The sequence below is a fragment of the uncultured Streptococcus sp. genome, assembly GCF_963511325.1.
Classification (GTDB): Bacteria; Bacillota; Bacilli; order Lactobacillales; family Streptococcaceae; genus Streptococcus.
In genome coordinates this window covers 1-25,458 of sequence record NZ_CAUPII010000015.1, presented here as the reverse complement: position 1 = coordinate 25,458, position 25,458 = coordinate 1, and the positions used below count along the sequence as shown (strand labels likewise).

At 39.4% G+C, this 25,458-nt stretch carries 31 protein-coding genes; 5 read left to right on the top strand and 26 right to left on the bottom strand.

What is annotated here, in order from left to right:
* Positions 1-39 precede the first annotated feature (39 nt).
* The 20 genes from RQ973_RS05670 to RQ973_RS05575 form a co-directional block, all read right to left on the bottom strand.
* A complete protein-coding gene (locus RQ973_RS05670; protein ID WP_000036024.1) occupies positions 40-975 on the bottom strand; it encodes a manganese-dependent inorganic pyrophosphatase in 936 nt (311 codons plus the stop codon).
* Between the two features lie 85 nt (positions 976-1,060).
* A complete protein-coding gene (locus RQ973_RS05665) occupies positions 1,061-1,345 on the bottom strand; it encodes a GIY-YIG nuclease family protein (protein WP_311523103.1) in 285 nt (94 codons plus the stop codon).
* Complete coding sequence (locus RQ973_RS05660; protein ID WP_223139988.1) at positions 1,335-2,081, bottom strand: tRNA1(Val) (adenine(37)-N6)-methyltransferase; 747 nt, start codon at positions 2,079-2,081, stop codon at positions 1,335-1,337. The genes RQ973_RS05665 and RQ973_RS05660 overlap by 11 nt, the downstream gene beginning before the upstream one ends.
* Before the next feature lie 49 nt (positions 2,082-2,130).
* Positions 2,131-2,493 carry a S1 RNA-binding domain-containing protein gene (locus RQ973_RS05655; protein ID WP_000689622.1) on the bottom strand — a complete coding sequence of 121 codons (363 nt, stop codon included), beginning with the start codon at positions 2,491-2,493 and terminating at the stop codon, positions 2,131-2,133.
* 1 nt (position 2,494) lies between these two features.
* On the bottom strand, positions 2,495-3,895 hold the full coding sequence (locus tag RQ973_RS05650) for a bifunctional Cof-type HAD-IIB family hydrolase/peptidylprolyl isomerase (RefSeq protein WP_311523100.1): 1,401 nt from the start codon (positions 3,893-3,895) through the stop codon (positions 2,495-2,497).
* An 80-nt stretch (positions 3,896-3,975) separates the two neighbouring features.
* Positions 3,976-4,479 carry a GNAT family N-acetyltransferase gene (locus RQ973_RS05645; protein ID WP_049530705.1) on the bottom strand — a complete coding sequence of 168 codons (504 nt, stop codon included), beginning with the start codon at positions 4,477-4,479 and terminating at the stop codon, positions 3,976-3,978.
* A 487-nt stretch (positions 4,480-4,966) separates the two neighbouring features.
* Complete coding sequence (gene rpsR, locus RQ973_RS05640; RefSeq protein WP_000068664.1) at positions 4,967-5,206, bottom strand: 30S ribosomal protein S18; 240 nt, start codon at positions 5,204-5,206, stop codon at positions 4,967-4,969.
* 32 nt (positions 5,207-5,238) lie between these two features.
* Positions 5,239-5,709, bottom strand: coding sequence for a single-stranded DNA-binding protein SsbA (gene ssbA, locus RQ973_RS05635; protein WP_000609604.1), 471 nt, complete (start codon positions 5,707-5,709; stop codon positions 5,239-5,241).
* 11 nt (positions 5,710-5,720) lie between these two features.
* Positions 5,721-6,011 carry a 30S ribosomal protein S6 gene (rpsF, locus tag RQ973_RS05630; RefSeq protein WP_001151786.1) on the bottom strand — a complete coding sequence of 97 codons (291 nt, stop codon included), beginning with the start codon at positions 6,009-6,011 and terminating at the stop codon, positions 5,721-5,723.
* Between the two features lie 128 nt (positions 6,012-6,139).
* On the bottom strand, positions 6,140-6,796 hold the full coding sequence (locus RQ973_RS05625) for a CBS domain-containing protein (protein ID WP_000268637.1): 657 nt from the start codon (positions 6,794-6,796) through the stop codon (positions 6,140-6,142).
* Positions 6,797-7,150: 354 nt separating this feature from the next.
* Positions 7,151-7,861: an ABC transporter ATP-binding protein gene (locus tag RQ973_RS05620; protein WP_045763246.1), complete on the bottom strand. Its 711-nt coding sequence runs from the start codon at positions 7,859-7,861 to the stop codon at positions 7,151-7,153.
* Positions 7,861-8,625, bottom strand: coding sequence for an ABC transporter ATP-binding protein (locus RQ973_RS05615; RefSeq protein WP_075232204.1), 765 nt, complete (start codon positions 8,623-8,625; stop codon positions 7,861-7,863). Before RQ973_RS05615 ends, RQ973_RS05620 begins: the two co-directional genes overlap by 1 nt.
* On the bottom strand, positions 8,625-9,581 hold the full coding sequence (locus RQ973_RS05610) for a branched-chain amino acid ABC transporter permease (RefSeq protein WP_311523095.1): 957 nt from the start codon (positions 9,579-9,581) through the stop codon (positions 8,625-8,627). Before RQ973_RS05610 ends, RQ973_RS05615 begins: the two co-directional genes overlap by 1 nt.
* A gap of 3 nt (positions 9,582-9,584) precedes the next feature.
* Positions 9,585-10,454: a branched-chain amino acid ABC transporter permease gene (locus tag RQ973_RS05605; RefSeq protein ID WP_000941435.1), complete on the bottom strand. Its 870-nt coding sequence runs from the start codon at positions 10,452-10,454 to the stop codon at positions 9,585-9,587.
* A gap of 114 nt (positions 10,455-10,568) precedes the next feature.
* Entirely contained in the window at positions 10,569-11,729 is a 1,161-nt protein-coding gene (locus tag RQ973_RS05600; RefSeq protein ID WP_281334786.1) for an ABC transporter substrate-binding protein, read from the bottom strand.
* A gap of 87 nt (positions 11,730-11,816) precedes the next feature.
* Positions 11,817-12,086: a YlbG family protein gene (locus RQ973_RS05595; protein ID WP_311520086.1), complete on the bottom strand. Its 270-nt coding sequence runs from the start codon at positions 12,084-12,086 to the stop codon at positions 11,817-11,819.
* A gap of 75 nt (positions 12,087-12,161) precedes the next feature.
* Positions 12,162-12,752, bottom strand: a complete 591-nt coding sequence (gene clpP, locus RQ973_RS05590) for an ATP-dependent Clp protease proteolytic subunit ClpP (protein WP_000613459.1) — start codon at positions 12,750-12,752, stop codon at positions 12,162-12,164.
* A gap of 172 nt (positions 12,753-12,924) precedes the next feature.
* Positions 12,925-13,554 (bottom strand): uracil phosphoribosyltransferase, encoded by a 630-nt coding sequence (gene upp / locus RQ973_RS05585; protein WP_000517029.1) that lies wholly within the window; start codon positions 13,552-13,554, stop codon positions 12,925-12,927.
* Between the two features lie 87 nt (positions 13,555-13,641).
* Positions 13,642-14,109: a deaminase gene (locus RQ973_RS05580; protein ID WP_000136981.1), complete on the bottom strand. Its 468-nt coding sequence runs from the start codon at positions 14,107-14,109 to the stop codon at positions 13,642-13,644.
* Positions 14,110-14,127: 18 nt separating this feature from the next.
* Positions 14,128-14,685: a TetR/AcrR family transcriptional regulator gene (locus tag RQ973_RS05575; protein WP_311523089.1), complete on the bottom strand. Its 558-nt coding sequence runs from the start codon at positions 14,683-14,685 to the stop codon at positions 14,128-14,130.
* A 124-nt stretch (positions 14,686-14,809) separates the two neighbouring features.
* On the opposite strand from RQ973_RS05575, the gene RQ973_RS05570 reads away from it, so the two are divergent.
* From RQ973_RS05570 to RQ973_RS05555, 4 genes are all read left to right on the top strand, one after another.
* Positions 14,810-15,655, top strand: a complete 846-nt coding sequence (locus RQ973_RS05570; protein ID WP_311523088.1) for a DegV family protein — start codon at positions 14,810-14,812, stop codon at positions 15,653-15,655.
* Between the two features lie 250 nt (positions 15,656-15,905).
* Positions 15,906-17,072: an NAD(P)/FAD-dependent oxidoreductase gene (locus tag RQ973_RS05565; protein WP_311523087.1), complete on the top strand. Its 1,167-nt coding sequence runs from the start codon at positions 15,906-15,908 to the stop codon at positions 17,070-17,072.
* Between the two features lie 50 nt (positions 17,073-17,122).
* Entirely contained in the window at positions 17,123-17,644 is a 522-nt protein-coding gene (locus tag RQ973_RS05560; RefSeq protein ID WP_000400057.1) for a DUF1697 domain-containing protein, read from the top strand.
* Positions 17,645-17,654: 10 nt separating this feature from the next.
* A complete protein-coding gene (locus RQ973_RS05555; protein WP_311523086.1) occupies positions 17,655-18,110 on the top strand; it encodes an 8-oxo-dGTP diphosphatase in 456 nt (151 codons plus the stop codon).
* A 234-nt stretch (positions 18,111-18,344) separates the two neighbouring features.
* Here RQ973_RS05555 and RQ973_RS05550 read toward each other — a convergent pair whose 3' ends face one another.
* Positions 18,345-19,085, bottom strand: coding sequence for a MerR family transcriptional regulator (locus RQ973_RS05550; RefSeq protein WP_311523084.1), 741 nt, complete (start codon positions 19,083-19,085; stop codon positions 18,345-18,347).
* A 228-nt stretch (positions 19,086-19,313) separates the two neighbouring features.
* Here RQ973_RS05550 and RQ973_RS05545 point away from each other — a divergent pair, with 228 nt between their 5' ends.
* Positions 19,314-20,654 (top strand): sodium-dependent transporter, encoded by a 1,341-nt coding sequence (locus RQ973_RS05545; RefSeq protein WP_311523082.1) that lies wholly within the window; start codon positions 19,314-19,316, stop codon positions 20,652-20,654.
* Positions 20,655-20,848: 194 nt separating this feature from the next.
* Here the strand turns inward: RQ973_RS05545 and manA are convergent, their stop codons facing one another.
* The 5 genes from manA to RQ973_RS05520 form a co-directional block, all read right to left on the bottom strand.
* Positions 20,849-21,793 (bottom strand): mannose-6-phosphate isomerase, class I, encoded by a 945-nt coding sequence (gene manA / locus RQ973_RS05540; protein WP_311523081.1) that lies wholly within the window; start codon positions 21,791-21,793, stop codon positions 20,849-20,851.
* A gap of 120 nt (positions 21,794-21,913) precedes the next feature.
* The gene (locus RQ973_RS05535) at positions 21,914-23,353 is read right to left on the bottom strand and encodes a 6-phospho-beta-glucosidase (protein WP_311523079.1); all 1,440 of its coding nucleotides are present in this window, start codon (positions 23,351-23,353) and stop codon (positions 21,914-21,916) included.
* 165 nt (positions 23,354-23,518) lie between these two features.
* Positions 23,519-24,097, bottom strand: a complete 579-nt coding sequence (locus RQ973_RS05530) for a DUF3592 domain-containing protein (RefSeq protein WP_311523078.1) — start codon at positions 24,095-24,097, stop codon at positions 23,519-23,521.
* 122 nt (positions 24,098-24,219) lie between these two features.
* Complete coding sequence (locus RQ973_RS05525; protein WP_311523077.1) at positions 24,220-24,375, bottom strand: hypothetical protein; 156 nt, start codon at positions 24,373-24,375, stop codon at positions 24,220-24,222.
* A gap of 364 nt (positions 24,376-24,739) precedes the next feature.
* Positions 24,740-25,087 carry a VOC family protein gene (locus RQ973_RS05520; RefSeq protein ID WP_311523076.1) on the bottom strand — a complete coding sequence of 116 codons (348 nt, stop codon included), beginning with the start codon at positions 25,085-25,087 and terminating at the stop codon, positions 24,740-24,742.
* Positions 25,088-25,458: the final 371 nt, after the last annotated feature.

Below are 25,458 nucleotides of genomic sequence, written 5' to 3'. Positions count from 1 at the left end.
TCGAAACTCCTTTTTTACAATGGGTTTCCCCATCAATCATTAAGCATTAAAGCTTTCAGTCAATTGTGGTACTACTTGTTTCTTACGTGAAACAGCACCTGGAAGGAAAGCGTGGTTGTTTTCAAGTTTGAAGTTGAAAGCTGCTTCTACCTTGTCCATGTTGGCACCAAGAGCCAAAATTTCTGAGTTTGAGTTGACGATGTCTGTAATCATCAAGACAAAGTCAGAGTATCCGTTAGCTGCATTTGCAGCTTGGATAGCTGCTTCGATTTCAGCTTGGCGTTCCAATACTTCAGCAATATCAACTGTATTCACTTGAGCCACACGAACGTTGTTTCCGTTCAATTCAAAAGTCTTAGCATCGATGTCGATCAATTCTTCTGCTGATTTACTTGCTAAGTTTGTACCAGCCTTAAGCATTGCAAGACCGTATTCTTCCAAGTTCACACCAGCCAATTCAGCCAATTCAGGCGCAATCACCTTATCTGATGGGTGTGTTGTTGGAGATTTCAAAAGAAGGGTATCTGAAATCAAACCTGAAAGCATCAAACCTGCAATTTCTTTTGGAACAGTTACACCGTGTTCTTTGAACATACGGTATACGATAGAAGATGCTGATCCTACTGGCTCCAAACGCATGTAAAGTGGGCTGGCAGTTTCAAAGTTAGCCACACGGTGGTGGTCCACCACACCATAAACTTCTACTTCAGCGATATCTGACACTGATTGTTGGAATTCATTGTGGTCCGTCAAAATGACTTGTTCTGCACCTTCTGCCTTAGCTGAAGTGATAACACGCGGTGCTTCAACACCAAAATAATCTAATACGAAAGCTGTTTCTTCATTTGGAGTACCAAGAGCCACTGCTTCTGTATCCAAACCATAAGCTTCTTTTGCAAGATAAGCAAAGGCTACAGATGAACCGATAGCATCTGAATCTGGATTTTGGTGACCAAATACTAGAATCTTAGACATGATAATACCTCATTTTGTTTATTCTCTTTATTGTAGCATTTTTTTCGCTTTTTGACAAAAGTAAGAGGAGTCAAAGGACTCCCCACTACTCTCCAAAATAACTGAGTAAATTTCTATCTTGATTTTCAGATAAAAATCTTTCCTTCTGTGGTCGTTTCTTACGCTTGAGCAGGGCTTCTGCTGACATGGCTTCTTCCTTACTGGCAAAACCTTGAGCATAGATGAGTTTGACCGGCAATCGTGCTCGTGTATATTTGGCTCCCTTTCCACTATTGTGGACAGCTATTCTTTTTTTGACATCCGTTGTATAACCAGTATAGTAGGAACCATCCCGACACTCAACTACATACATATAAGCCTTATGATCCATAATAGATTTCTTGAATTTCTGGAGTATAGGAACCATCATCATTATGAACAATGAGTGGTGGCAGAACCTTAAAACCACTAGTGGAGCCGTCCTTGATAGCCTCGATCAAAAGCATATTGGCTTCTTTCTCCCGTTTAGGATAAACAAATTGCAGACGTTTTGGAGCTAAATTGTGTTGTTGAAGCGTGTCTAAAATATCTAACAATCGATCAGGACGATGGACCATGGCTAAACGCCCATTGGATTTGAGAATACTTTGGGCACTACGGCAGATTTCCTTGAGATTGGTCGTAATTTCGTGCCGAGCCAACAAGTAGTGCTCACTCTCGTTCAGATTAGAATTTGGGTCCACCTTAAAATAGGGAGGATTGCACAAAATCAAATCAACCTTACTCCCCTGAATATAAGCAGGCATATTTTTCAAATCATCACAAATGACCTGCATCTGCTCTTCCAAGCTATTTAAACGGACTGATCGTTCAGCCATATCTGCCAGGCGTTCCTGGATTTCAACAGACAGAATTTTCGCCTTAGTCCTGCTACTGGCAAAAAGTCCAACAGCTCCATTCCCAGCACAAAAATCCACTATCAAGCCATTTTTAGGAAAACGAGGAAAGCGTGACAAAAGTACACTATCCACCGAATAGCTGAAAACCTCTCTATTTTGAATAATCTTGATATCTGTAGAAAAGAGCTGATTGATTCTCTCTCCTGATTTTAATAATTCTTCTACCATACTTCTATTATAACAAACTATATTAACATTTCAAGAGAGAAAAAATCAATTAAGACTTTTTCTTATTTAGATTAGAAATAGCTTCCTTGGTCCAGATAGGCATCATGCGAGCCAAAGGAGCAAAGCCGTATTTGACACGGTCACTTGAAAAACGTCTCCGTCTCGGTAACTGATGTTTCTCTTCTTCCAAAGTCCGAATAGAAAGACTTGCTTTACCTGTATATTCGTCCAAATCGACAACCTGAACTTGAACTTCTTCACCGATTTTCAGTACATCATAGATATTCTCAATAAATCCTGTACGAATTTCAGAAATGTGAATCAAACCTGTGATACCAGTCTCTAGCTCCACAAAGGCTCCATAAGACTGAATCCCTGTAATTCGCCCTGTTAGCTTATCACCTATTTTCATCTTAGTCCTCGATTTCAATCGTTTCGATGACGACATCTTCAACTGGCTTGTCCATTGCTCCTGTTTCTACACCTGCAATTGCATCCAGAACTTCATAAGAAGCTTCATCTGCAAGCTGTCCAAAAACTGTGTGACGACGATCAAGGTGAGGAGTTCCACCTTGTTCCGCATAAATTTCCGCAATTGGTTCTGGCCAACCACCACGAGCAATTTCTTTCTTAGAGTATGGCAAGTGTTGATTTTGCACGATAAAGAACTGGCTACCGTTTGTATTTGGTCCAGCATTAGCCATAGAAAGGGCTCCGCGGATATTATAAAGTTCTTCTGAAAATTCATCTTCAAATGACTCACCATAGATAGATTCGCCACCCATACCAGTACCAGTTGGATCTCCACCTTGAATCATAAAGTCTTTAATAATACGGTGGAAAATGACCCCGTCATAGTAACCATCTTTTGACAGAGCGATAAAGTTGGCTACTGTTTTTGGTGCATGTTCAGGGAAAAGCTTAATGCGCATATCTCCATGATTTGTTTTAATAGTCGCAATCGGACCTTCTACTGCTTCAATGTCTACTTGTGGAAAATTTAATTCTTTTTCTACCATACCAAATCCTTCTAAGGCATCAAAGATGCCATCTTCTTCTAATGTTTTTGTAATATAATCTGCTTTTTCTTTGATTTTGTCATGAGAAATCCCCATAGCAACACTAATACCTGCATAATCAAAGAGTTCTAAATCGTTAAGACCGTCTCCAAAGACCATGACGTTCTCAGGTTTAAGATCTAAATGTTCTACAACTTTTGCTACACCAGCTGCTTTTGAACCTGAAATTGGTACAACATCTGACGAATGTTCATGCCAGCGTACCATACGCAAAGTCGATGCTAAACTTTCAGGCAAAGTCAGGTCATCTCCTTGATCCTCAAAAGTCCACATCTGATAGATGTCTTCTTTTTCATAAAAATCAGGATCAACATCCAAGTCAGGATAAATTGGATCAATGGCCTCACTAATCAACTCAGTTCTAGTGGAGAGTTTAGCAGTATGACTACCAACTAAACCATATTCAATCCCCACTTCCTTAGTCCAAGCAATATAGCTTTCAACCTTATCTTTAGCGATCTTGTTACTATCAATCACATTGCCTTTTTTATCCTCAATATAGGCACCATTTAAAGTTACAAAAAAGTCAGGCTTGAGTTCACGAAGTTCTGGTACAACACCAAAAATCCCTCGTCCGCTAGCAATCCCAGTTAAAACACCTTTTTCACGCAATTGTTTAAAAACAGTTGGAATTGAGGTAGGGATAAAACCAGTCTTTGAGTTTCTCAACGTATCATCAATATCAAAAAAAATAACCTTTATCTTTTTTGCCTTATATCTTAATTTCGCGTCCATCACAATGCCTCCTTCAATTCACTCTTTCCATTATACCATAAAGTAGAGAAATCCCACATCCCCAATAAAATCCTTGTCTCTTATCCAAATTCCTTTACTAGATACAAAACCAAATCATCATTATTTTGGCTAGTTGCATTCATTTCCAAGGGTTGATTTCGATACCAGACACCTGTCCCATCTGGAATGTAGCCCCGTCTGATATACAATCTCTGGGCAGGGCCATAGCCTAAGTGCAAACCTACACCAAGAGTGACCTTACTCGAAACAAACTTGACTCGTTTTTCTGCTTCTTCTAGCAGTTGATTCCCAATCCCTTGATTTCGAAAAGGCTCAAACACATTAAAATCTGATAATTCTGGATAGACTTCTGCAAAAGGACCATGTTTAGCAGAGGGCAAAATGGTAACGTAGCCCGCTACAGCACCATCAATCTCTGCAACTAAGACTTCTCTCTCCCCACTTTCCTGTTCCAGAAAATATCTAGCCAAAATATCCTCTCTACCAGGCCAACCTTGATTCATAAATCCATGAGATAAGGATTCAATATCAGACTTAATCATATTTCTAATCGTACAATTCATCTTTGACTTACCCACCTTTAATCTTTCTATTACCATTATAGCACGCCAAGGTCAGAAAAAAACTATCTCGTGAGAAAAGACCCAACCGGGCTTTAATTCGCTTTCTTGTTTTCAAGCTAATGAAAAAGAGAGCCACTCGGACCCAAAACTCGCTCTCTCATTCCAAAGCTCGTGAAAAAAAGACCCGTCGGGGTCTTAATTCGCTTTCTTATTTTCAAGCTCATGAAAAAGAGGTCCACTGGACCTGAAAAAAAGATCCAAACGGGTCTGAAAAAGAGGTCCACTGGACCTGAAAAAAAGATCCAAACGGGTCTGAAAAAGAGGTCCACTAGACCCAAACTCGCTCTCTCATTTCAAAGCTCGTGAAAAAAGACCCAAACGGGTCTTAATTTGCTTTCTTGTTTTCAAGCTCATGAAAAAGAGGTCCACTGGACCTGAAAAAAAGACCCGTCGGGGTCTGAAAAAGAGGTCCACCCGGACCTCTTTTTTAATCTTCGTTTACGAAAGGCATCAAAGCCATTACGCGAGCGCGTTTGATAGCTGTTGTTACTTTACGTTGGTTTTTAGCTGAAGTTCCTGTTACACGACGAGGAAGGATTTTCCCACGTTCTGAAACGAAACGGCTAAGAAGCTCAGTATCTTTGTAATCAACATATTCAATTTTGTTTGCTGCGATGTAATCAACTTTTTTACGGCGTTTGAATCCGCCACGACGTTGTTGAGCCATGTTTTTTTCTCCTTTATAGTATTAATTGTCCATTAGAATGGTAAATCATCATCTGAAATATCCAAAGGATTCGTTGTTCCGAATGGATTTTCATCACGTGAAAAGTCAGGTACTGATTGAGTAGGTGCTGAATAATTTGAACTTGGTGCTGAATAAGCTCCACCAGTATGTCCTTCACGCACACTACGGCTTTCCAACATTTGGAAATTCTCAGCCACGACTTCCGTCACGTAGACACGTTGTCCTTGCTGGTTATCGTAACTACGAGTCTGAATACGACCTGTCACCCCGATAAGTGAGCCTTTTTTAGCCCAATTAGCAAGATTCTCAGCCTGTTGGCGCCACATAACGACATTGATAAAATCAGCCTCACGTTCGCCATTTTGACTCTTAAATGTACGGTTTACTGCAAGAGTAAAAGTCGCAACTGCTACATTTGATGGGGTATAACGCAACTCAGCGTCACGAGTCATACGCCCTACAAGTACAACATTGTTAATCATAATCTACCTTCTTACGCGTCAGTTTTGACGATCATGTGACGAAGAATGTCAGCGTTGATTTTTGAAAGACGGTCAAACTCTTTAAGAGCTGCATCATCGTTTGCTTCAACGTTAACGATGTGGTAAAGTCCTTCGCGGAAATCTTGGATTTCGTATGCAAGACGACGTTTTTCCCATGTTTTTGATTCAACAACAGTTGCACCGTTGTCAGTCAAGATAGAGTCAAAACGTGCTACCAAAGCGTTTTTCGCTTCTTCTTCAATGTTTGGACGAATGATATAAAGAATTTCGTATTTAGCCATTGATATGTTCCTCCTTTTGGTCTAATGACCCCAAGACATTGCACGGGGTAAGTGAGGTTTGCTCACAATAAATTATTATACTAGAAAAAAATTTTTTTAGCAAGTAAAAACTGCTTCTATTTTATTTTTTACAGTTTTTTTGCTAAAGTTTGTGTAATTTCTTCAACCTGAATATTCTCAGATTCAAATTTCTGTTTAAAGGTAGCTAGATCAACCGTTCCCTCAATTTGAACTTCGATAACAATCTTACCATCTTTACGTGGAATATTAACAGTATGAGAGATATTAAGATTTTCCTCAACGATCAAAGAAACAATCTTACCAAGTACCCCAACTTCATTTTCTGTGATAAAACGAACACGGATTCCCTCTTCACCATAACCAGAAATTTCAAGAAATGCTCTGAAAACATCACGGTCAGTAATGACACCATAGACTTGTCCATTATCAATAACTGGCAAGATTCCAATCTTATTTTTCAGCATAAGGTAGGTTGCATCTTCCAAACTTGCATAACCTGAGACAGTTACAACATCACGAATCATGACGTCTTTTACTTTTGTTTTATTGAGCAAGTAATTCATCTCGAAGATTGAAAGACTCGTTGCTTTTGATGGACTGGCTTCAGCAATTGTTCCTTCTGTTACTAGACCAACTAATTTATCATTTTCAATAACAGGAAGACGATGCAAACCTTGTTCGCGCATCAAGTCTGCTGCATGTGCTACAGTCGTATCTGGGCTAATATATACAACCTTTCGTGTCATAAAATCTTTAACTGCCATAGGAACTCTCCTTTATGTTTATAGCTTTATTATACACTTTTTACAAAAATCAATCAAACGCTTTCATCTCTTTTTCAAGATTCTGAAAACTCTGAAATACTATAAAAAGAGCCCTAGATTAGAGCCCTCAATCTTATGATTATGTAATTTGTTTGGTAATCTTTCCCGCGAACTAAAACAATCCACTTGTTCTGATGATTGCCAAGCAATCTCTATCTGCCGACTAAAAAAGTCCTAGGGACTAATGTGGATTGCTTGCGCAATCCTTATTCGCAACCTAAACTAGTCTCCCAGACTATGCGAAGATTACTACGTAATCCTTATCCGCCGACTAAAAAGGTCCCCCAGACCTTTTTAGCCACCTAGATATGCTTTTCTGACTTCGTCTGATGCTGCGAGTTCTTTACCTGTTCCTGAAAGAACGATTTTACCTGTTTCAAGAACATAGCCTCGATCTGCGATGGCTAGTGCTTTATTGGCATTTTGCTCAATCAAAAGAACGGTTGTACCTTGTTTTTGAATATCTTGGATGATATCAAAAATTTCTTGGATGAAAATTGGTGCAAGCCCCATTGAAGGTTCATCTAACAAAAGAAGCTTAGGCGTTGACATAAGCGCGCGTCCCATAGCAAGCATCTGTTGCTCACCACCAGAAAGGGTAGCTGCATCTTGGTTTTTACGTTCTTCTAGACGAGGGAAACGTGAAAAGACTTTCTTCAAATTTGCTTGATTCTCTTCACGATTTTTCTTAAGAAAGGCTCCCATCTCCAAGTTCTCCATAACTGTCAAACCAGGGAAGACGTGACGTCCTTCTGGTACTTGAGAAAGTCCTGATGCCACAATTTTTTGTGCAGGCATCTTTTGGATTTCTTGTCCCAAAAATTCAATTTTACCAGAACTTGGACGAACAAGGCCTGATAAGGTACGAAGGATGGTTGTTTTACCAGCACCGTTTGCACCGATAAGGGAAACAACTTCTCCTTCATTTACTTCAAAGCTCACATCACGTACAGCTTGAATCATACCATAGTGTACTGAGAGGTTTTCAACTTTTAACATAGACATTAGGCTTCACCTCCAAGATAAGCTTCGATAACACGTTTATTACTCTTGATTTCATCTGGTGTCCCGTGAGCAATCAAACGACCGTACTCAAGAACATAGATACGCTCCGTAACTTCCATAACCAAGTTCATATCATGTTCAATCAGCATAATAGTAATCTTGAATTCATCCTTGATGCGACGAATCAACTCAGTCAATTCTGCAGTTTCTTGTGGATTCATACCCGCTGCAGGCTCATCCAAGAAAAGGATTTTAGGTTCTGTAGCAAGGGCACGCACAATCTCTAAGCGACGTTGTTGACCATAGGCTAAATTTTTAGCGAGAGTTTCAGCATCTCCATCCAAATCAAAGATTTTTAGTAATTCTAAGGCTTTAGCTTTCAATTCTTTTTCATTCTTATAAAAAGCTGGTAAGCGCAAGAAACTTGCAAAAACATGTTGTTTATGATGATTACTAAATGCAATCAGAACATTGTCTAATACAGTTAAGTCTTTAAAGAGACGAATATTTTGGAAAGTACGTCCTAAACCAAGAGCAGCAATTTTATAGGGCTGCTTGCCATTTAACAAGTGACCATCCAAGGTTACTGTTCCTTCGCTTGGTTCATACACACCTGTCAAGAGGTTGAAGAGAGTTGTTTTACCAGCTCCGTTCGGTCCAATCAAGCCAACAAGTTCACCTTCATTCAATTCAAGAGTTACATCTCCAACAGCCGTTAGACCACCAAAATGCTTGGTTAACTGTTTTACTTCAAGTAATGCCATTAGTTTTGTTCCTCCTTCTTAGTTTTTTTAAAGAAACTAGATAGACTTAATTCCCATGTTCCAAGAAGACCACCTGGTCTGAAAATCATTACAAGTACCAAGGCTAGGGCGTAGATGATCATACGAATACTTGCTACATCCTGTAGAAGCATGTTTAAAATACCAAGAACAATGGCAGCAACAATCGCTCCTGTAATGGATCCCAAACCGCCAAATACAACAATAATCAAGACGTTGATAGAGTTGATAAAACTATAATCTTTAGGCACAACAGAACCGATAAATCCTGCTTGAAGCGAACCTGCAATACTTGCAGTCATCGCTCCGAATACAAAAGCAATAATTTTGATTTTGGTTGTATTTACCCCAACTGATTCAGCAGCGATTTCATCTTCACGAACGGATAAAGTTAGACGACCGATTGGACTACGAAGGAAATTAAGTGTTGCAATTGTTGTAATCACAGCAAAGAAATATACCATTTGCCAGTTAGTAAAGTTTGGAATACCTAGAATACCAGCTGCACCATTAGTTAGTTCACCACCATTAACAATACAGATTCGAATAATCTCAGCAACACCTAGTGTTGCAACCGCAAGGTAGTCCCCTTTCAAACGAAGAGTTGGAATCCCAACGACTAAAGCCACTAATCCTGAGATAAGTGCTCCAAGAAGCATAGCTCCAAAGAAGGCTCCATAGGTTGGAGATTTAGAACCAATAATTGCAGCCGCATAGGCACCAATAGCCATAAATCCAGCATGTCCAAGTGAAAACTGACCAGAGAACCCAACGATTAGGTTAAGACCTACTGCTAGAATAATATTGATACCGATTTGTTCAATAATCTGAATATGGAAAAGGTTCAAGACTCCTACTGAAACCAATAGGCTAATCAAACCATATCCAAGCAACAAAAGGAATAACCATAGAATGTTAACTTTTAAATTTTCTTTCATCGTTTACACCTTCTCTTTCACATTCTTACCGAGGATACCAGCTGGGCGAACAATCAAGATTAAGAGCAAGATTCCATACACGATGGCATCACGGAAATCTGACATTCCGAAGGCGGTAGCAAATGTCTCCAAAAGACCAATAACAAAGCCACCCAGAGCTGCACCAGGGATAATTCCGATACCACCAAGAACGGCAGCCACAAATGATTTAATACCTGGAGTCATTCCCATCAATGGTTCAAGAGAGTTATAGTAAAGTGCAATCAAGACACCAGCTGCACCAGCTAGAGCTGAACCCAATGCAAAGGTGAAACTGATTGTACGGTTCACGTTAATCCCCATCAGCTGAGCAGCATCACTATCTACAGAAACGGCACGCATGGCTTTCCCCATCTTGGTTTTTTGTACGATGAGTTGTAGAAGAACCATCAAAACAAGTGAGACAGTCAAAATCAACAATTGAATATTTGTTAGACTGATTGGTCCCAAGTCATAACGAACTGTTTGGATTGCTTGAGGGAAGGCACGTGTATTGGCACCTACCAGATAGACCATCCCATACTCCAGTAAGAAGGATACACCGATAGCTGTAATCAATACAGAGATACGAGTTGAATGACGTAATGGACGATAAGCAAGAAACTCAATGATAACACCGAGAATTGCCGTACCGATCATCGATAAGATCAAGGCAACAAAGAAATTTAATTGCAAGGAATTAATCAAAAAATAACCCATGAAAGCCCCCATCATATAAATATCACCATGGGCAAAGTTAATGAGCTTGATAATTCCATAAACCATAGTATAACCTAGGGCTAGCAGCGCATAGACACTACCCAAGATTAGACCATTGACAAGTTGTTGAAGCATATGGTTCACTCTTTCTAATTATTATTTTTAGGATTTTTATAAAAAAATAATCCTTTCATAAACACCGAAACAGGGAGTGAGTAAAAGCTCATTCCCCATTTCCTGTATCTATAATTATGGTTTTACGACTTCTGCCGCTTCTACTTTACCATTATTCATGGTCATCATGAAAGCTGTTTTCACAGTGTTGTGATCTGCATCAAAGCTTGTTTGACCTGTAACACCTTCGAAGTTTTGTGTTTTAGCAAGATTGTTCTTGATATCAACTGAAGTTTTTGCACCTTTTGCTGCATTAGCTACAAGGTAAACTGAGTCATAAGCAAGAGCTGCAAATGTTGAAGGATCTTCGTTGTATTTTGCACGGTAAGCTTCAAGGAAGGCTTTTGCTTTTGCTGAAACCTCTACAGTAGTTGAGAAACCTGAGATGAAGTAGATATTTGATGCGCGTTCAGCTGTTGCTTGTTGAACAAACTCTGCACCGTTGAATCCATCACCACCAATGATTGGTTTATCAATTCCCATACCACGAGCTTGGTTTACAATCTTACCAGCTTCTGTGTAGTAACCTGGCAATACGATTGCATCAAAGTCTTTATCTTTGATTTTTGTCAAAGCTGCTTGGAAGTCAGTATCACCTGATACAAACGTTTCATCTGCTACGATTTCGCCTGAGAATGAATCACGGAATGATTTTGCAATTCCTTTAGCGTAGTCGCTTGAGTTATCAGTATACAAGACAACTTTCTTAGCGTTCAACTTGTTTGTAACATAGTTAGAAATAATTTTCCCTTGGAAGCTATCTTGGAATGTTCCGATGAAAAGGAAATCTTGACCTTTTGTCAAACCATCTTGAGTAGCACTTGGAGAAATCAATGGAACCCCAGCTTGTGTAGCATTTGCTACTGCTGCTGCAGTTGCACCTGAAGTTGCAGGTCCTACGATTGCTGCTACTTTAGATTGAGTAACAAGGTTTGTTGAAACTGAAGCCGCTTCAGCAGTTTCAGATTTGTTATCTTTGTCTACTACTTCGATCTGTTTTCCATCGATACCACCTGCTGCGTTAATTTCATCAACTGCAAGTTGAGCACCCTTTTGCTCAGATGTACCGTAAGATGCTACAGCACCAGTTTCTTCAAAGTTGAAACCGATTTTAACGACTTTCTCATCCACTGGGTTACCAGTTGAATTTGAAGCTCCTGTCTTCACTTCTCCACAAGCTGCTAAAACAGCTACACTTGCAAGAGCTACAAGTGATAAGGCAAATTTTTTCTTCATCTTTTTTGTCTCCTTATTTCTTAAATAAATAGCATGTTAAGAATATACCGAATTATCAGAAAATTGTCAACACATTTATCTAAATTTTTACATGATAACGTTTTCGCCACTTCTATAGAGACTACCAACAAAGGGAGTTTCCAATTCTTGGATATGACATCGTCGCACTTTTTTGATAAATCTCTCTTTTCCTAAACGGCTAACCAGTTCTTCCACTTCTTCTGTTGGGACATACAGTTGCAGATAACGGTGTTTTTTAGAGTGGTAACAAATATCACCATAATGATCGAGTTTTTTTGCATCACGATTATAGTATAGGTAGATAATCAGACCAGACCGATTCTCTTTTTGAAACATATTACAACTTCCTTTTAACAATCTTCTTACTATTATATCAAAAAAAGCAAACTCAGTCGAGTTTGCTTCAAAAGATTAATTCAAAGAATTATTAGCCATGATTTCATCAATGAAACCATATTCAAGTGTCTCTTGAGCGCTCATCCAGTAATCACGTTCAGCATCTGCATGGATTTGCTCAACTGATTTACCAGAATTATCTGCAAGAATTTGCTCCAAAGTCTTACGAGTTTTAAGCAAGTGTTCAGCAGCAATAGCCATATCTGTTTGCTGAGTACCACCACCTGTACCACCCATTGGTTGGTGAATCATATATTCTGCATTTGGAAGCATGAAACGTTTACCTTTTGCTCCACTTGAGGCAATGATTGTACCCATTGAGGCTGCCATTCCCATAACGATAGTTTGGACATCTGCCTTGATAAAGTTCATAGTATCAACGATTGCCAAACCAGCTGATACAGAACCACCTGGAGTATTCACATAAAGGTAAATATCTTTTGTACTATCTTGGGCATCCAAGAAAAGCAATTGGGCGATAACTGAGTTTGCCATATTGTCTTCGACTGGTCCAGTCAACATGATGATACGATCTTTTAAAAGACGTGAGTAAATGTCATATGAACGTTCTCCACGACTTGTTTGTTCAATAACTACAGGAATCATTCAGTTCTCCTTCTGATTTCAATTTTTCTTAGTCAAACGACTCAATACAGGTCTATTATATCTTTTTGGTCAAAAAAGGTCAAATTTTTGCTCTATTCTAAAGACAGACACAAAAATTCAACCTCCTTTCGAGACTAAAACCAATGAACAGTTTTAGTTTATGCTTAGAATCTTATTTAGTACCGAACAAGCGGTCTCCTGCGTCACCAAGACCTGGAACGATGTAGCCATGTTCGTTCAAACGTTCATCCAAAGCTGCTGTAAAGATTTCTACATCTGGGTGAGCTTCCTGAAGAGCTTTTACACCTTCTGGAGCAGATACAAGGCAGACAAATTTGATGTTTGATGCTCCACGTTTTTTGAGGGAATCAACAGCCAAGATTGCAGAACCACCTGTTGCAAGCATAGGGTCAACCACAAAAATTTGACGTTGGTCGATATCTTCAGGTAATTTAACCAAGTATTCTACTGGTTGAAGAGTTTCTTCGTCACGGTACATACCAATATGTCCAACTTTGGCTGCTGGAACCAAGCTCAATAGCCCATCGACCATCCCGATGCCTGCACGCAAGATTGGAACAATTGCCAATTTTTTACCAGCCAATTGTTTTTGAACTGTTTTTGTGATAGGTGTTTCGATTTCAACGTCTTCAAGCGGAAGATCACGAAGTACTTCATATCCCATCAACATAGCAATTTCATCTACTAATTCACGAAAAGCTTTTGTAGAAGTGTCTGTACGACGCAAGATTGACAATTTGTGTTGAATGAGTGGATGATTAATGACTTCAAGTTTTCCCATTTTCTGAATTCCTTCTTTCAATTTATTCTTCTTATTATATCAAAAAATGGTTTAAAAATCCTTCTAAACCATCTTTTTTTTTAATTTTTAAATCAAGTTAGCTTCTTGAAGAGCTGCTTGTACTGTCTCAAGTGGTAAATGTGTCAACTCAGTCCCTTTTTCACGATAGAGATACTGGGCGTAGTCGTCCATACGGTACTGGTTAATATAAACGACACGTTCACAACCTACCTGAAGTAATTGCTTGGTACAATTAAGACAAGGAAAATGAGTAACATAAGCTGTAAATCCTTTTGGAACGCCACGTTCGGCTCCTTGTAAAATAGCATTCACCTCTGCATGAAGGGTACGGACACAGTGACCTTCAATCACCAAACAGTCATGGTCAATACAATGCTCTGTTCCTGATACAGAGCCATTATAACCTGTTGAAATAACTTTATTATCCTTGACTAAAACAGCTCCTACCTTGGCGCGTTTACAGGTTGAACGATTGGCAATCAATAGGGCTTGAGCAGCAAAATACTCATCCCAAGCCAGTCTTTTTTCTGTCATAACTTCTCTCCTCCTGATCTATTTTTTGAAAAATGGTAGGCGTAAATCTGCAATTTTTTCAGCAGGAACCTTCATTCCATCCTTGATCCATTTAAGCAAAACTGATACGATGGCAGAACTCCAAAAAGAATGCAGGTAAGAGCTGACTCCTTTTGATTTTCCATAGTATTTTTCTAAAAACTCTTGCATGGCTTGCACAAAGATTTTTTCCAAGTGGTAGTCCAAGGCAAGCTGAATAATCTTGGCTTCTTTTCTGGCTTCACGAAAGAGATGAACCCAAACCAGATAGAGATCCGTTTTGACATCATAATGACTCAGCTGCTCCATGATATTATGGACACTGCGTTTAAAGACACTTTCTAAAATCTCTTCTTTGGAGTCATAGTTTCGATAAAAGGCTGCACGGGAGACCCCAGCTCTTTTTACCAATTCGGAAATGCTAATCTTTGTCAACTCCTTTTTCTCCAAAAGTTGCAAAAGAGCTGTTTCGATAGCTTCTCTGGTCAGTAAATTGGATTCTTTGTTTGATTTTCTGAGATTTTCAAGTGAATTTTCAGAAATTCTTCGTTCGGCCATAACACTTCCTTTCTACTTGTGACAACAGAGCGACGAGACTTTTGTTTTAAGATTTTTCATGATATAATTGTAAAAAAAGACAGAACCTTTGTCAATGTATAAGTGATAAAGATGGAGAATTTCTATGACTTGGAAGATTGTAGCTGATTCTGGTTGTGATTATCGTCAACTGGCAAATCCAGCAATTGATACTGAATTCATCAGTGTTCCCTTAACCATTCAAGTAGCTGATCAAGTCTTTATTGACGATGCTAGTCTTGATATTGACAAAATGATGGAAACCATGTATGCAACTTCTGAAGCTTCAAAATCAGCTTGTCCTAGCCCTGATGATTACTTGCGAGCATTTGAAGGGGCAAAACATATTTTTGTAGTGACCATTACCGGAACTCTTTCTGGTAGTCACAATAGTGCACAACTCGCTAAGAATCTCTATCTCGAAGAACATCCTGATACTCAGATTCATGTCATTGACAGCTTGTCTGCTGGTGGGGAAGTTGATCTAATCGTTGAGAAAATCAATGATTTGATTGACCAAGGACTTTCTTTTGAAGAAGTGGTTAATGCTATTACTGCTTACCAAGAAAAAACTAAGTTATTGTTCGTTCTCGCTAAGGTTGATAATCTGGTTAAGAATGGTCGCTTGAGTAAACTGATCGGTACAGTTGTTGGGCTCCTCAATATTCGTATGGTTGGGGAAGCAAGTGAAACTGGAACCTTGGAACTCCTCCAAAAGGCTCGTGGTGCTAAAAAATCTCTTCAAGCTGCCTATGAAGAATTAATTAAAGCTGGCTATGCTGGTGGACGTATCGTCATGGCTCACCGCAGTAATGATAAATTCTGCCAACAGCTCTCAGAGCTCTTACGTGAAAAATTCCCACAAGCTGAAATTAAGATTATCCCAACCTCTGGACTCTGCAGTTTTTATGCAGAAGAAGGTGGACTCCTTATGGGATATGAAATTGACTAATTTATATAAGACAGAGGTCGGGATTCAATATCCCGACCTCAATTTTTATCAGCAATTATCTTTTCTACTGTAGCTGAGTAGACTTTTGTGGCTCTTTTCGGATCCACAAAACTATTTTACTGACAATTATATCTTGTCAATTCATAAGACTCAACAAACCACTGATTTATTAAAAATTCGTGGGACTAGGTAAGTAAAACTTGATCTATCGATTTCTGTCCCTCCGTCTTTTTTATGGTACAATACTTTTATGAAACATTTTGACACTATTGTAATTGGGGGAGGCCCTGCTGGTATGATGGCTACCATTTCAAGTAGCTTTTATGGGCAGAAAACCCTCCTCATTGAAAAAAATCGAAAACTTGGAAAAAAATTAGCGGGTACTGGTGGTGGTCGCTGCAATGTGACCAACAATGGAACTCTAGATGACCTATTAGCTGGCATCCCTGGAAATGGCCGCTTTCTATACAGTGTCTTTTCCCAGTTTGATAACCATGATATCATCAACTTTTTTACTGAAAATGGCGTAAAACTCAAGGTCGAAGACCATGGCCGCGTCTTTCCAGTCAGTGACAAATCTCGGACCATAATCGAGGCTCTGGAGAAGAAAATTTCGGAACTAGGCGGGCAAATTGCCACTCAAACAGAGATTGTTTCTGTTAAAAAAATAGACGACCAGTTTGTCCTTAAGTCCGCAGACCAGACTTTCACTTGTGATAAACTCATCGTCACAACTGGTGGAAAATCCTATCCTTCTACTGGCTCTACTGGTTTTGGTCACGAAATCGCCCGCCATTTCAAACACACTATTACCGAACTCGAAGCTGCTGAAAGCCCATTGTTGACTGATTTCCCGCATAAGGCCTTGCAGGGAATTTCCCTAGACGATGTAACCCTAAGCTATGGTAAGCACGTCATCACTCATGATTTGCTCTTTACCCACTTTGGTTTGTCAGGACCTGCTGCACTACGCATGTCTAGCTTTGTCAAGGGTGGGGAAGTCCTTTCACTAGATGTCTTGCCACAACTTTCAGAAGGTGACTTAGTAGACTTTCTAGAAGAAAACCGTGAGAAATCCTTGAAAAATGCCTTAAAAGCCTTGCTCCCTGAACGCTTGGCAGAATTTTTTGTCCAAGGATATCCTGAAAAAGTCAAACAGCTAACTGAAAGAGAACGCGACCAACTTGTCCAGTCCATCAAGGCACTTAAAATCCCTGTGACTGGAAAGATGTCGCTAGCAAAATCTTTTGTAACTAAAGGGGGGGTTAGTCTCAAGGGAATCAATCCTAAAACGCTGGAAAGTAAGCTAGTACCTGGACTCCACTTTGCTGGTGAGGTACTAGATATCAATGCCCATACGGGGGGATTTAACATCACTTCCGCCCTCTGCACCGGCTGGGTGGCAGGCTCAAACTAGAACTATAAATGATATAGTATCTAAAGATATTGGATAAGAAAGGAGCTATTTTGGAACATATTATTTTACTGAGAGGTGTTACACCGAATGGACAAAATGCTATCCCTAAAATGTCTTATCTGGTAGATATCTTAACAGAGGCTGGTTTCCAACACGTTCGAACTTATATTCAAAGTGGAAATATTATTCTTGAAAGCGACTTAGCCATAGAAGAAATACGAGAACAAGTCCATACTCTAATAAAAGAAAAAATCGGAGCCGACTTGAAAATGGTCATTAAAAATAAGAGTGATTTTACAAAAATTGTCCAAGAAAATCCGTTTGGAGAACACTATCTTTATGACCGTATACATATAATTCTTTTCCAGAATGCTATCCAAAGTCTACCATTAGAAAAATTGAATATTGACTATGGTGAAGAAGAAATTTGTATCGGCAACCATTGTCTTTACCTCTATCTCCCTAGAACTGCAAAACGAAAAAAGCTTAATACCAACTATCTCGAAAAGCTGTTCGGCGTTGATCTGACCATGCGAAAGTTAAACGTGGTAGAAAAATTACTAACAAAATAGGAAAAATAAGATGAACAGAAGAGAATCAGTCGAATTTGTCAATATGTGCTTGATTAAAAATGGAGACAAGGTTCTGATCCAAGACCGAGTTAGTCCTAACTGGCCTGGCATTACTTTTCCTGGCGGCCATGTTGAACGTGGCGAGTCCTTTGTCGATGCTGTCATTCGTGAAGTGGAGGAAGAAACTGGTCTGACCATTTCTAAACCTCAACTCTGTGGTATCAAAGATTGGTATGATGATGCAGATTATCGCTATGTTATCCTCTTTTACAAAACTGAACACTTTACTGGTGAGCTCCAATCTTCAGACGAAGGAAAAGTCTGGTGGGAGGATTTTGAAAATCTATCTCATCTTAAACTAGCTACTGAGGATATGTCTGATATGCTTCGTGTTTTTCTCGAAGAGGACCTCAGTGAGTTCTTTTACTATAAGGATGGAGAAGACTGGTCTTACCAACTCAAATAACAGTAAATCGGCAGAGGTCACTCCGCCGATTTTATCTTATCTAATCTTCAAGCTAGGTCTGTGTCCTCCTACTAATACTCAATGAAAATCAAAGAGCAAACTAGAAAGCTAGCCGCAGGCTGCTCAAAGTACAGCTTTGAGGTTGCGGATAAAGCTGATGTGGTTTGAATGTGATTTTCGAAGAGTATAAATTTCTGTTACTGGCTTTGTCAGTTCTAGCTTGGTCTTTGAGTTTTATCGAGTTTGTGTGCCTACATAGTGGGCAATGACATCTGATGTGTACTGGGCTGTTCCCTGTCCAAACTTATCAAGGTTTTCCTTAAACTCTGGATTATAGACATAGCCTTTTCCGATATAACCAAAGACCTCGATAGAACAGTCAAATCCATAAGTACGGATGGCTTGCAATAGCTTAGCTACCTCTTCTTGGTTTTCAGATGCTGTTACAGGTAGACCATCTCGAAGATTTTGTGCCATGGCTTGAAAGATTTGGTTAAAGGCTGTTGCAGCCTCATCCTCTCGTCCTTTTTGACGCTCAAGTGCTTGATCCATGACTTCTTGGCCATACTTGTCTACTGCTTCTTGGTGGTATTTTTGATTGTCCTGGTAGCTAAATCCAGTGAATTTTTCCTCAATAGTCATTTTTCTTTCTCCTTTTTGTTCTTGGATAGTTTTTTGTAAGGTTGAAATCAAGGTATCCAGATGTTGCCTCTCCTGAGTTAAATAGTCCAACTGTCTAGTTAAATGTGGTAACAAGTCCGTCTTTTCTTCCTTTAATAGCTCTGCTATTTTTTCTAAAGAAAAGCCTAGATACTTGTAATAGAGGATAATCTGTAGTCGTTCTAAATCCTCTTGACTATAGGTTCGATAGCCATTTTCTGACTTTAATGGAACCAAGAGTCCGATCTTGTCATAATGGTAGAGGGTCTTGATGGAGACACCTGAAAGTTGCGCAGCTTCTTTAATATGGTACATGATTTCCTCCTCACATAAATAGTATATACCCTCCCCTTTGAGGAGAGTCAAGTATTTTATCAGATTTTTTATAAAAACATGAAAATCGCTTTCTTGACAGACTTGAAAAATCATGATAGGATAATCAAGTCTATCAATCAAAGAATAAGCTCAAAAGAGCAATTGAGAGAGGGCTATTTGACAACTCAAGTAGCCTTTTATTATTTAGAAATAGATTGGAGTTTAACAATGTCTGAAAAATCGCAATGGGGCTCAAAACTGGGCTTTATCCTTGCATCTGCTGGTTCTGCTATTGGCCTTGGGGCCGTTTGGAAATTCCCTTATATGACCGCTGCCAATGGTGGGGGAGGTTTCTTACTGGTCTTTCTCATCTCGACACTATTGATTGGATTTCCACTTCTCTTGGCTGAATTTGCCCTCGGTCGGAGCGCTGGCGTGTCAGCAATCAAAACCTTTGGAAAATTGGGTGATAACAAGAACTACAACTTTATCGGTTGGATCGGTGCCTTTGCCCTTTTCATCCTCTTATCCTTTTACAGTGTTATTGGGGGATGGGTTTTAGTGTATCTAGGTATCGCTATTGCTAAAGCCTTCCAAGTTGGGATTAACAGTGATTATCCCCAACTCTTTACAGACATCATTTCAAATTCTTGGATTGCCCTTGGGTCTCAAGCTCTTTTTATCTTCCTCAACATCTTTATCGTGTCTAAAGGGGTTCAAAAAGGGATTGAAAGAGCATCTAAGCTCATGATGCCCCTGCTATTTATCATCTTTGTCATTATTATCGGGCGCTCTCTAAGCTTACCAAATGCTATGGAAGGTGTGGTTTACTTCCTCAAACCTGACTTTTCAAAACTGACAAGTGCTGGTTTCCTCTATGCTCTAGGACAGTCATTCTTTGCTTTGTCCCTCGGGGTTACGGCCATGTTGACCTATGCTTCTTACCTAGATAAGAAAACCAATCTGGTCCAATCAGGTATGTCTATCGTTGCAATGAACATCTCGGTATCCATCATGGCAGGTCTAGCCATTTTCCCAGCCATGTCAGCCTTTAACATCCAGTCTGAAGGAGGACCTAGTCTCCTCTTTATCGTTCTACCCCAACTCTTTGACAAGATGCCTTTTGGAAGTATTTTCTATATTCTCTTCCTATTACTTTTCCTCTTTGCGACGGTCACTTCTTCTGTCGTTATGCTGGAAATTAATGTTGGAAATATCACTGACCAAGATAACGAAAAACGTAATAAATGGAGTCTTATTTTAGGTATCTTGACCTTTATCTTTGGTATCCCTTCGGCCCTATCTTACGGTGTCATGGCGGATGTTCAAACCTTTGGGAAAACCTTCTTTGATGCTATGGATTTCTTGGTTTCCAACCTTCTCATGCCTTTTGGTGCTCTCTGCTTGTCTCTTTTTACAGGCTATATTTTCAAGAAGGCACTGGCAATGGAGGAACTTCATCTTGATGAAACACCTTGGAAACAAGGACTTTTCCAAGTCTGGCTTTTCCTTCTTCGTTTCATCATCCCAATTATCATCATCGTGGTCTTTATCGCCCAATTTATGTAAATAGAAAAAAGGAGAGTGGGACAGAAATCGGTAATTCGATAGAATTCGATTTCGTCGTCCCACCTCCGCACAGTTGAGTAGGGCTGTAAAAGCTGATGAAATCAGCGTAGTAGAGCCCACTCAACCACTGCGTCTTGCTCAACAATCCAAAGACAATTGAGAGGCTAGGACTTTTGTCCCAGCCTCTTTTCTTTTTATGGATGACTAACAATCAATTCTAGACCTTGACCTTCCAAGGTCCAAGCTTCAACATCGCTTGGCAAGATAAAGTGGCTACCTTTTTGGATTGGATATTCCTTACCGTCTACAATGAGCTGACCTTGACCAGTCAAGACACTTAACAAGCTGTAATCAGCTGTTTTTTCAAAGTCAACTTTTCCAGTAATTTCCCACTTGTAAACTACGAAGAAATCATTAGAGACAAGTAAAGTTGAACGCAAATCATCTGCTTTGACAGTCACAGGACGGCTATTTGCAGGCTCTCCGATATTTAAAACATCGATGGATTTTTCAAGATGAAGCTCACGCAAGTTGCCATTATCATCCCTACGGTCAAAGTCATAAACACGGTAGGTTGTATCACTAGACTGTTGCGTTTCAAGGATCAAGATACCTGCACCGATAGCATGCATGGTTCCGCTTGGTACATAGAAGAAATCCCCAGCCTTAACAGGAACCTTTGTAAGCAAGGCATCCCAGTTCTTGTCTTCAATTTGCTGGCGGAGTTCTTCCTTAGACTTGGCATTGTGGCCATAGATAATCTCAGAACCTTCATCCGCGGCGATAATATACCAGCATTCAGTTTTTCCGAGCTCACCTTCATGCTCTAATCCATAAGCATCGTCTGGATGAACTTGAACACTGAGCCAGTCATTGGCATCAAGGATTTTGGTCAAAAGTGGAAATACTGGCTCTGGACGGTTGCCAAACAATTCACGGTGTTCCGCATACAAAGTAGCGAGATCTGTTCCTTGATAGCGACCATTGGCTACCTTAGACACTCCATTTGGATGAGCTGAGATTGCCCAATACTCTCCGATTTTTTCACTAGGAATGTCGTAACCAAACTCATCACGTAGTTTAGTCCCACCCCAGATTTTTTCTTGCATAACTGATTGTAAAAATAATGGTTCTGACATCTTGATCTCCTGTCTGATTTTTCTCCCCTCATTATAGCAAAAAGCTAGGTCTAATTGAACTCTTTTTCACATCTTATAAAGTAGGGAGAAGATTTTGTAAAAATAGTGAACAAATGAGCTCTACTCAATACTTGCACCATTGCTGGCAATGACATCCTTGTACCAGTAGAAGGATTTCTTTTTACTGCGTTTGAGAGTCCCATTTCCTGCATTATCACGATCAACATAGATAAAGCCATAGCGCTTGTTCATTTCGCCTGTTCCAGCTGAAACCAGATCGATACAGCCCCAAGTTGTATAACCAAGCAAGTCTACTCCATCTTGGTAAATGGCATCTCGCATAGCCTTGATGTGGGCCTCTAAATAAGCAATCCTATAGTCATCTGCTACATAACCATTCTCATCTGGTGTATCAATAGCACCGAGGCCATTTTCTACGATGAACATGGGCTTTTGGTAACGATCCCAGATGGCATTGAGGGTGATTCGAAGCCCAAGTGGGTCAATCTGCCATCCCCATTCTGAGGATTCTAGATAGGGATTTTTGAGAGAGGCAAAAACATTTCCAGCTGTTAATTCTTTAACTTCTGGATCACCTGAGGCCACTCGACTTGCATAGTAAGAGAAGGAAACAAAGTCAACAGTATTGTTCTTCAACAAAACCAAATCATCTGCCGTCATTTCAATCTCAATCCCCTCACGCTCCCACTGCTTCTTTGCGTAATTTGGGTATTCCCCACGCGCTTGAACATCAATGAAGAAGTAACTCTTGCGGTCTTCTTCCATAGCAGCCCAGTAGTCTCTCGGATGGGCTGTGTTAGGATAATACTGCCCTGCTGCCAACATACATCCAACCTTGTTTTCTGGGTCAATTTCATGAGCAAGCTTAGTCGCCAGAGCTGAAGCTACCAACTCATGGTGAGCTGCTTGGTATTTGACTTGTTCTTGATTTTCTCCTTCTTCAAAACAGAGACCAGCTCCCATAAAGGGTGCATGAAGAATCATATTTATTTCATTAAATGTTAGCCAGTATTTGACCAAGCCCTTGTAACGGGTAAAAAGTGTGCGACAGAGATTCTCATAGAAGTCCAACATACGACGATTGCGCCAACCGCCATACTTAGTAATTAAGTGCATGGGGCAGTCAAAATGCGTGATGCTTACCAGAGGTTGGATCCCATACTTATGGCATTCCTTAAACAAATCCTCATAAAAAGCTAGACCAGCTTCATTTGGCACGCTTTCGTCGCCCTTAGGAAAAATCCGAGTCCAAGCAATGGAAAGTCGATATGTTTTAAAGCCCATTTCCGCAAAAAGGGCAATATCTTCCTTGTAATGATGGTACATATCAATGGCTTCCTTGGCTGGGTAAAAATAGCCCTCCTCAAAAGAAAACATCTTTTTCTGACCTGTGATAATGGCTTCACGGTCCTTACCGATTGGAATAACATCAACATTCGCCAACCCACGACCGTCTAAATTATAAGCACCCTCACATTGATTAGCTGCCGTAGCACCACCCCAGAGGAAACCCTCTGGAAATTGTAGTATTTCTGTCATCACTTTACCTCACATGATTTACTGGTACTATTATACTATCAAACATTTAAAAAAGCTGAAATAGCCCCTAAATAATTTTTAAGAAAAACATTTTCTTTACAAAAAAGCTTCTACGATGAACATAGAAGCCAAATAGGGTAGTTGAAGTTTGTATATAAAACTGCTTTATTTCATAAGATTTGGAAGAATGAACATGATAAAGAAAGCTAGAGCAATCATAATAAAAACATTGAGATAGATAAAACATTTTGCCAACCATGCATATCGCCCAGGTCTTAGTGGTCTTTCTACATAGGAATGTTTTGGTTTTTTAGGATCATAATAAACAGCAACTTTTCCACCAATTGGAAAGCGTTCCTTAAGAGGAGATTTTGTATAAGACAAAAAACTATTACCCTTAACTTTGTATCTTAAAACTTGTGGAATTTCACCATTTTCAAAATTATCCGTTTTTACATCAGATACGATTGAACCTAAGGGAGTACTGATTGTATTTGAAATAGCAGATAGAAATTTAGGCCCTACGACCTTGTATTGGTTTCCATCAACAGTGTATTCAACAACTGGGAGACTAATCCCATTATAAAGAGCATAGGAATATCGGATAATAACTCCTTCCGTTCTTTCGGTACATCTCTTGGCATTACTATAATTACTAAATATAAAATAGGAAAACATAAAATAGGTGAAGGCAGCAAATCCTAAAATCATTAAGCCAATTAATAGAAAGAAAGTTGTTGGCATATTTTTCTCCTTAGAACATTGTTATGATGCTATTTTAACAAATTTAACAGAAAAGACAAGAAAAAGACCGGATTGCTCCGATCTTTTCAGTCATCAAAATGTAAGAAAATTAATACCTCATGCTATTTAATCGATTGATTGATTGTCAGCAAGCCATGGCTAATTATTGCAGCAATATCTTCCAGACCACGAAGAATAAAACTACCTATAATCAATCCTAGAATAATTGAACAGATAATCATGGTAATACAGATTAAATAAATATCCTTTTTTTGCATCTCTTTTCTCCTAATATCTATTCGCGTCCATTCATGGAGATACTTTCAATCTCAAGGTTCATTGGTCATTATGTGACAATTGTAAGGTTTCCCAGAACCATAAAGTCGAGCGGTAAACTGAACGCCATCTTCACTCTCTCTTCCTAATAAAATAAAGAAGCCCTCTTACTATATCTATTTAAAAATATTTCTCCTTTCCACATCAGTTACATTTTTATTATAAGATTTCAGGATAGCGCTGTCAACCATTTATATGCAAGTTCTTTATATAAAAAAGACCGGATGGCTCCGATCTTTTAATAGTTTATGTTCTCAATTTCTGTTTTAAAAATAGCTAAGGTTAACTTCAAATGACTAAGCGCCCTTATTTCATTCTATAAAAATCAATCACTAGACCAGCAGGGCCTTCAACTAACAGGGATTCTGTTCCCCAATCCGTTTCACAAGGACCGTGTAAAATCTCGACACCAATCTCTTTTAACCGCTTTTGGTTCTGGTCGACATCCTCAACCTCAATGTGTAGAATAATTCCTGACTGAAAATTTTCCAAAGGAATCAAATGATTTTGGGACAACATAAGACAGTGACTGCCAATCGTAAACTGAGCAAAACTGTCATCAACATAATCGACCTTTTTATCAAAAATACGCTCCAAGGCAACACAGACTTGGGGAACATCTGAAACGATAATATCTAATTGATTTAAATTCATTTACTCTCCTCCATAAAAAGACCGGATTGCTCCGATCTTTTCAAGTTTCTCTCTATGAAAATCAAAGAATAAACAAGGCGGAACCAAGTTAGATGGCAAATCTTTGCTCATCAAACTACGAAAAATCCTTTGGGACTTTTTCTAGGCTCCGCACTAGATTCCATCATTGAAAATTAAGGTTTCAATGATGAAATCGTCGGAAGTGAATCTCAGAATAAAGTCTACAAATTTATCTTTGATTTTCGACGAGAGGAATTATTTAATTGCGCGTGATTGCAATCCTTCTTCTTCCAAGAAGAGGCGGAATGGTACAAGCTCTTCTGCTTCGTATTTTTCCTTGAAGGCTTTGATTGCTTCTTCTGAGTGAAGTT

Excerpts from the sequence above, each read along its gene's own strand:
- RQ973_RS05670 (WP_000036024.1), bottom strand. The coding sequence starts at position 975 with ATGTCTAAGATTCTAGTATTTGGTCACCAAAATCCAGATTCAGATGCT.
- RQ973_RS05665 (WP_311523103.1), bottom strand. The coding sequence starts at position 1,345 with ATGGATCATAAGGCTTATATGTATGTAGTTGAGTGTCGGGATGGTTCC.
- RQ973_RS05660 (WP_223139988.1), bottom strand. The coding sequence starts at position 2,081 with ATGGTAGAAGAATTATTAAAATCAGGAGAGAGAATCAATCAGCTCTTT.
- RQ973_RS05655 (WP_000689622.1), bottom strand. The coding sequence starts at position 2,493 with ATGAAAATAGGTGATAAGCTAACAGGGCGAATTACAGGGATTCAGTCT.
- RQ973_RS05650 (WP_311523100.1), bottom strand. The coding sequence starts at position 3,895 with ATGGACGCGAAATTAAGATATAAGGCAAAAAAGATAAAGGTTATTTTT.
- RQ973_RS05645 (WP_049530705.1), bottom strand. The coding sequence starts at position 4,479 with ATGAATTGTACGATTAGAAATATGATTAAGTCTGATATTGAATCCTTA.
- rpsR (WP_000068664.1), bottom strand. The coding sequence starts at position 5,206 with ATGGCTCAACAACGTCGTGGCGGATTCAAACGCCGTAAAAAAGTTGAT.
- ssbA (WP_000609604.1), bottom strand. The coding sequence starts at position 5,709 with ATGATTAACAATGTTGTACTTGTAGGGCGTATGACTCGTGACGCTGAG.
- rpsF (WP_001151786.1), bottom strand. The coding sequence starts at position 6,011 with ATGGCTAAATACGAAATTCTTTATATCATTCGTCCAAACATTGAAGAA.
- RQ973_RS05625 (WP_000268637.1), bottom strand. The coding sequence starts at position 6,796 with ATGGCAGTTAAAGATTTTATGACACGAAAGGTTGTATATATTAGCCCA.
- RQ973_RS05620 (WP_045763246.1), bottom strand. The coding sequence starts at position 7,861 with ATGTCTATGTTAAAAGTTGAAAACCTCTCAGTACACTATGGTATGATT.
- RQ973_RS05615 (WP_075232204.1), bottom strand. The coding sequence starts at position 8,625 with ATGGCATTACTTGAAGTAAAACAGTTAACCAAGCATTTTGGTGGTCTA.
- RQ973_RS05610 (WP_311523095.1), bottom strand. The coding sequence starts at position 9,581 with ATGAAAGAAAATTTAAAAGTTAACATTCTATGGTTATTCCTTTTGTTG.
- RQ973_RS05605 (WP_000941435.1), bottom strand. The coding sequence starts at position 10,454 with ATGCTTCAACAACTTGTCAATGGTCTAATCTTGGGTAGTGTCTATGCG.
- RQ973_RS05600 (WP_281334786.1), bottom strand. The coding sequence starts at position 11,729 with ATGAAGAAAAAATTTGCCTTATCACTTGTAGCTCTTGCAAGTGTAGCT.
- RQ973_RS05595 (WP_311520086.1), bottom strand. The coding sequence starts at position 12,086 with ATGTTTCAAAAAGAGAATCGGTCTGGTCTGATTATCTACCTATACTAT.
- clpP (WP_000613459.1), bottom strand. The coding sequence starts at position 12,752 with ATGATTCCTGTAGTTATTGAACAAACAAGTCGTGGAGAACGTTCATAT.
- upp (WP_000517029.1), bottom strand. The coding sequence starts at position 13,554 with ATGGGAAAACTTGAAGTCATTAATCATCCACTCATTCAACACAAATTG.
- RQ973_RS05580 (WP_000136981.1), bottom strand. The coding sequence starts at position 14,109 with ATGACAGAAAAAAGACTGGCTTGGGATGAGTATTTTGCTGCTCAAGCC.
- RQ973_RS05575 (WP_311523089.1), bottom strand. The coding sequence starts at position 14,685 with ATGGCCGAACGAAGAATTTCTGAAAATTCACTTGAAAATCTCAGAAAA.
- RQ973_RS05570 (WP_311523088.1), top strand. The coding sequence starts at position 14,810 with ATGACTTGGAAGATTGTAGCTGATTCTGGTTGTGATTATCGTCAACTG.
- RQ973_RS05565 (WP_311523087.1), top strand. The coding sequence starts at position 15,906 with ATGAAACATTTTGACACTATTGTAATTGGGGGAGGCCCTGCTGGTATG.
- RQ973_RS05555 (WP_311523086.1), top strand. The coding sequence starts at position 17,655 with ATGAACAGAAGAGAATCAGTCGAATTTGTCAATATGTGCTTGATTAAA.
- RQ973_RS05550 (WP_311523084.1), bottom strand. The coding sequence starts at position 19,085 with ATGTACCATATTAAAGAAGCTGCGCAACTTTCAGGTGTCTCCATCAAG.
- RQ973_RS05545 (WP_311523082.1), top strand. The coding sequence starts at position 19,314 with ATGTCTGAAAAATCGCAATGGGGCTCAAAACTGGGCTTTATCCTTGCA.
- manA (WP_311523081.1), bottom strand. The coding sequence starts at position 21,793 with ATGTCAGAACCATTATTTTTACAATCAGTTATGCAAGAAAAAATCTGG.
- RQ973_RS05535 (WP_311523079.1), bottom strand. The coding sequence starts at position 23,353 with ATGACAGAAATACTACAATTTCCAGAGGGTTTCCTCTGGGGTGGTGCT.
- RQ973_RS05530 (WP_311523078.1), bottom strand. The coding sequence starts at position 24,097 with ATGCCAACAACTTTCTTTCTATTAATTGGCTTAATGATTTTAGGATTT.
- RQ973_RS05525 (WP_311523077.1), bottom strand. The coding sequence starts at position 24,375 with ATGCAAAAAAAGGATATTTATTTAATCTGTATTACCATGATTATCTGT.
- RQ973_RS05520 (WP_311523076.1), bottom strand. The coding sequence starts at position 25,087 with ATGAATTTAAATCAATTAGATATTATCGTTTCAGATGTTCCCCAAGTC.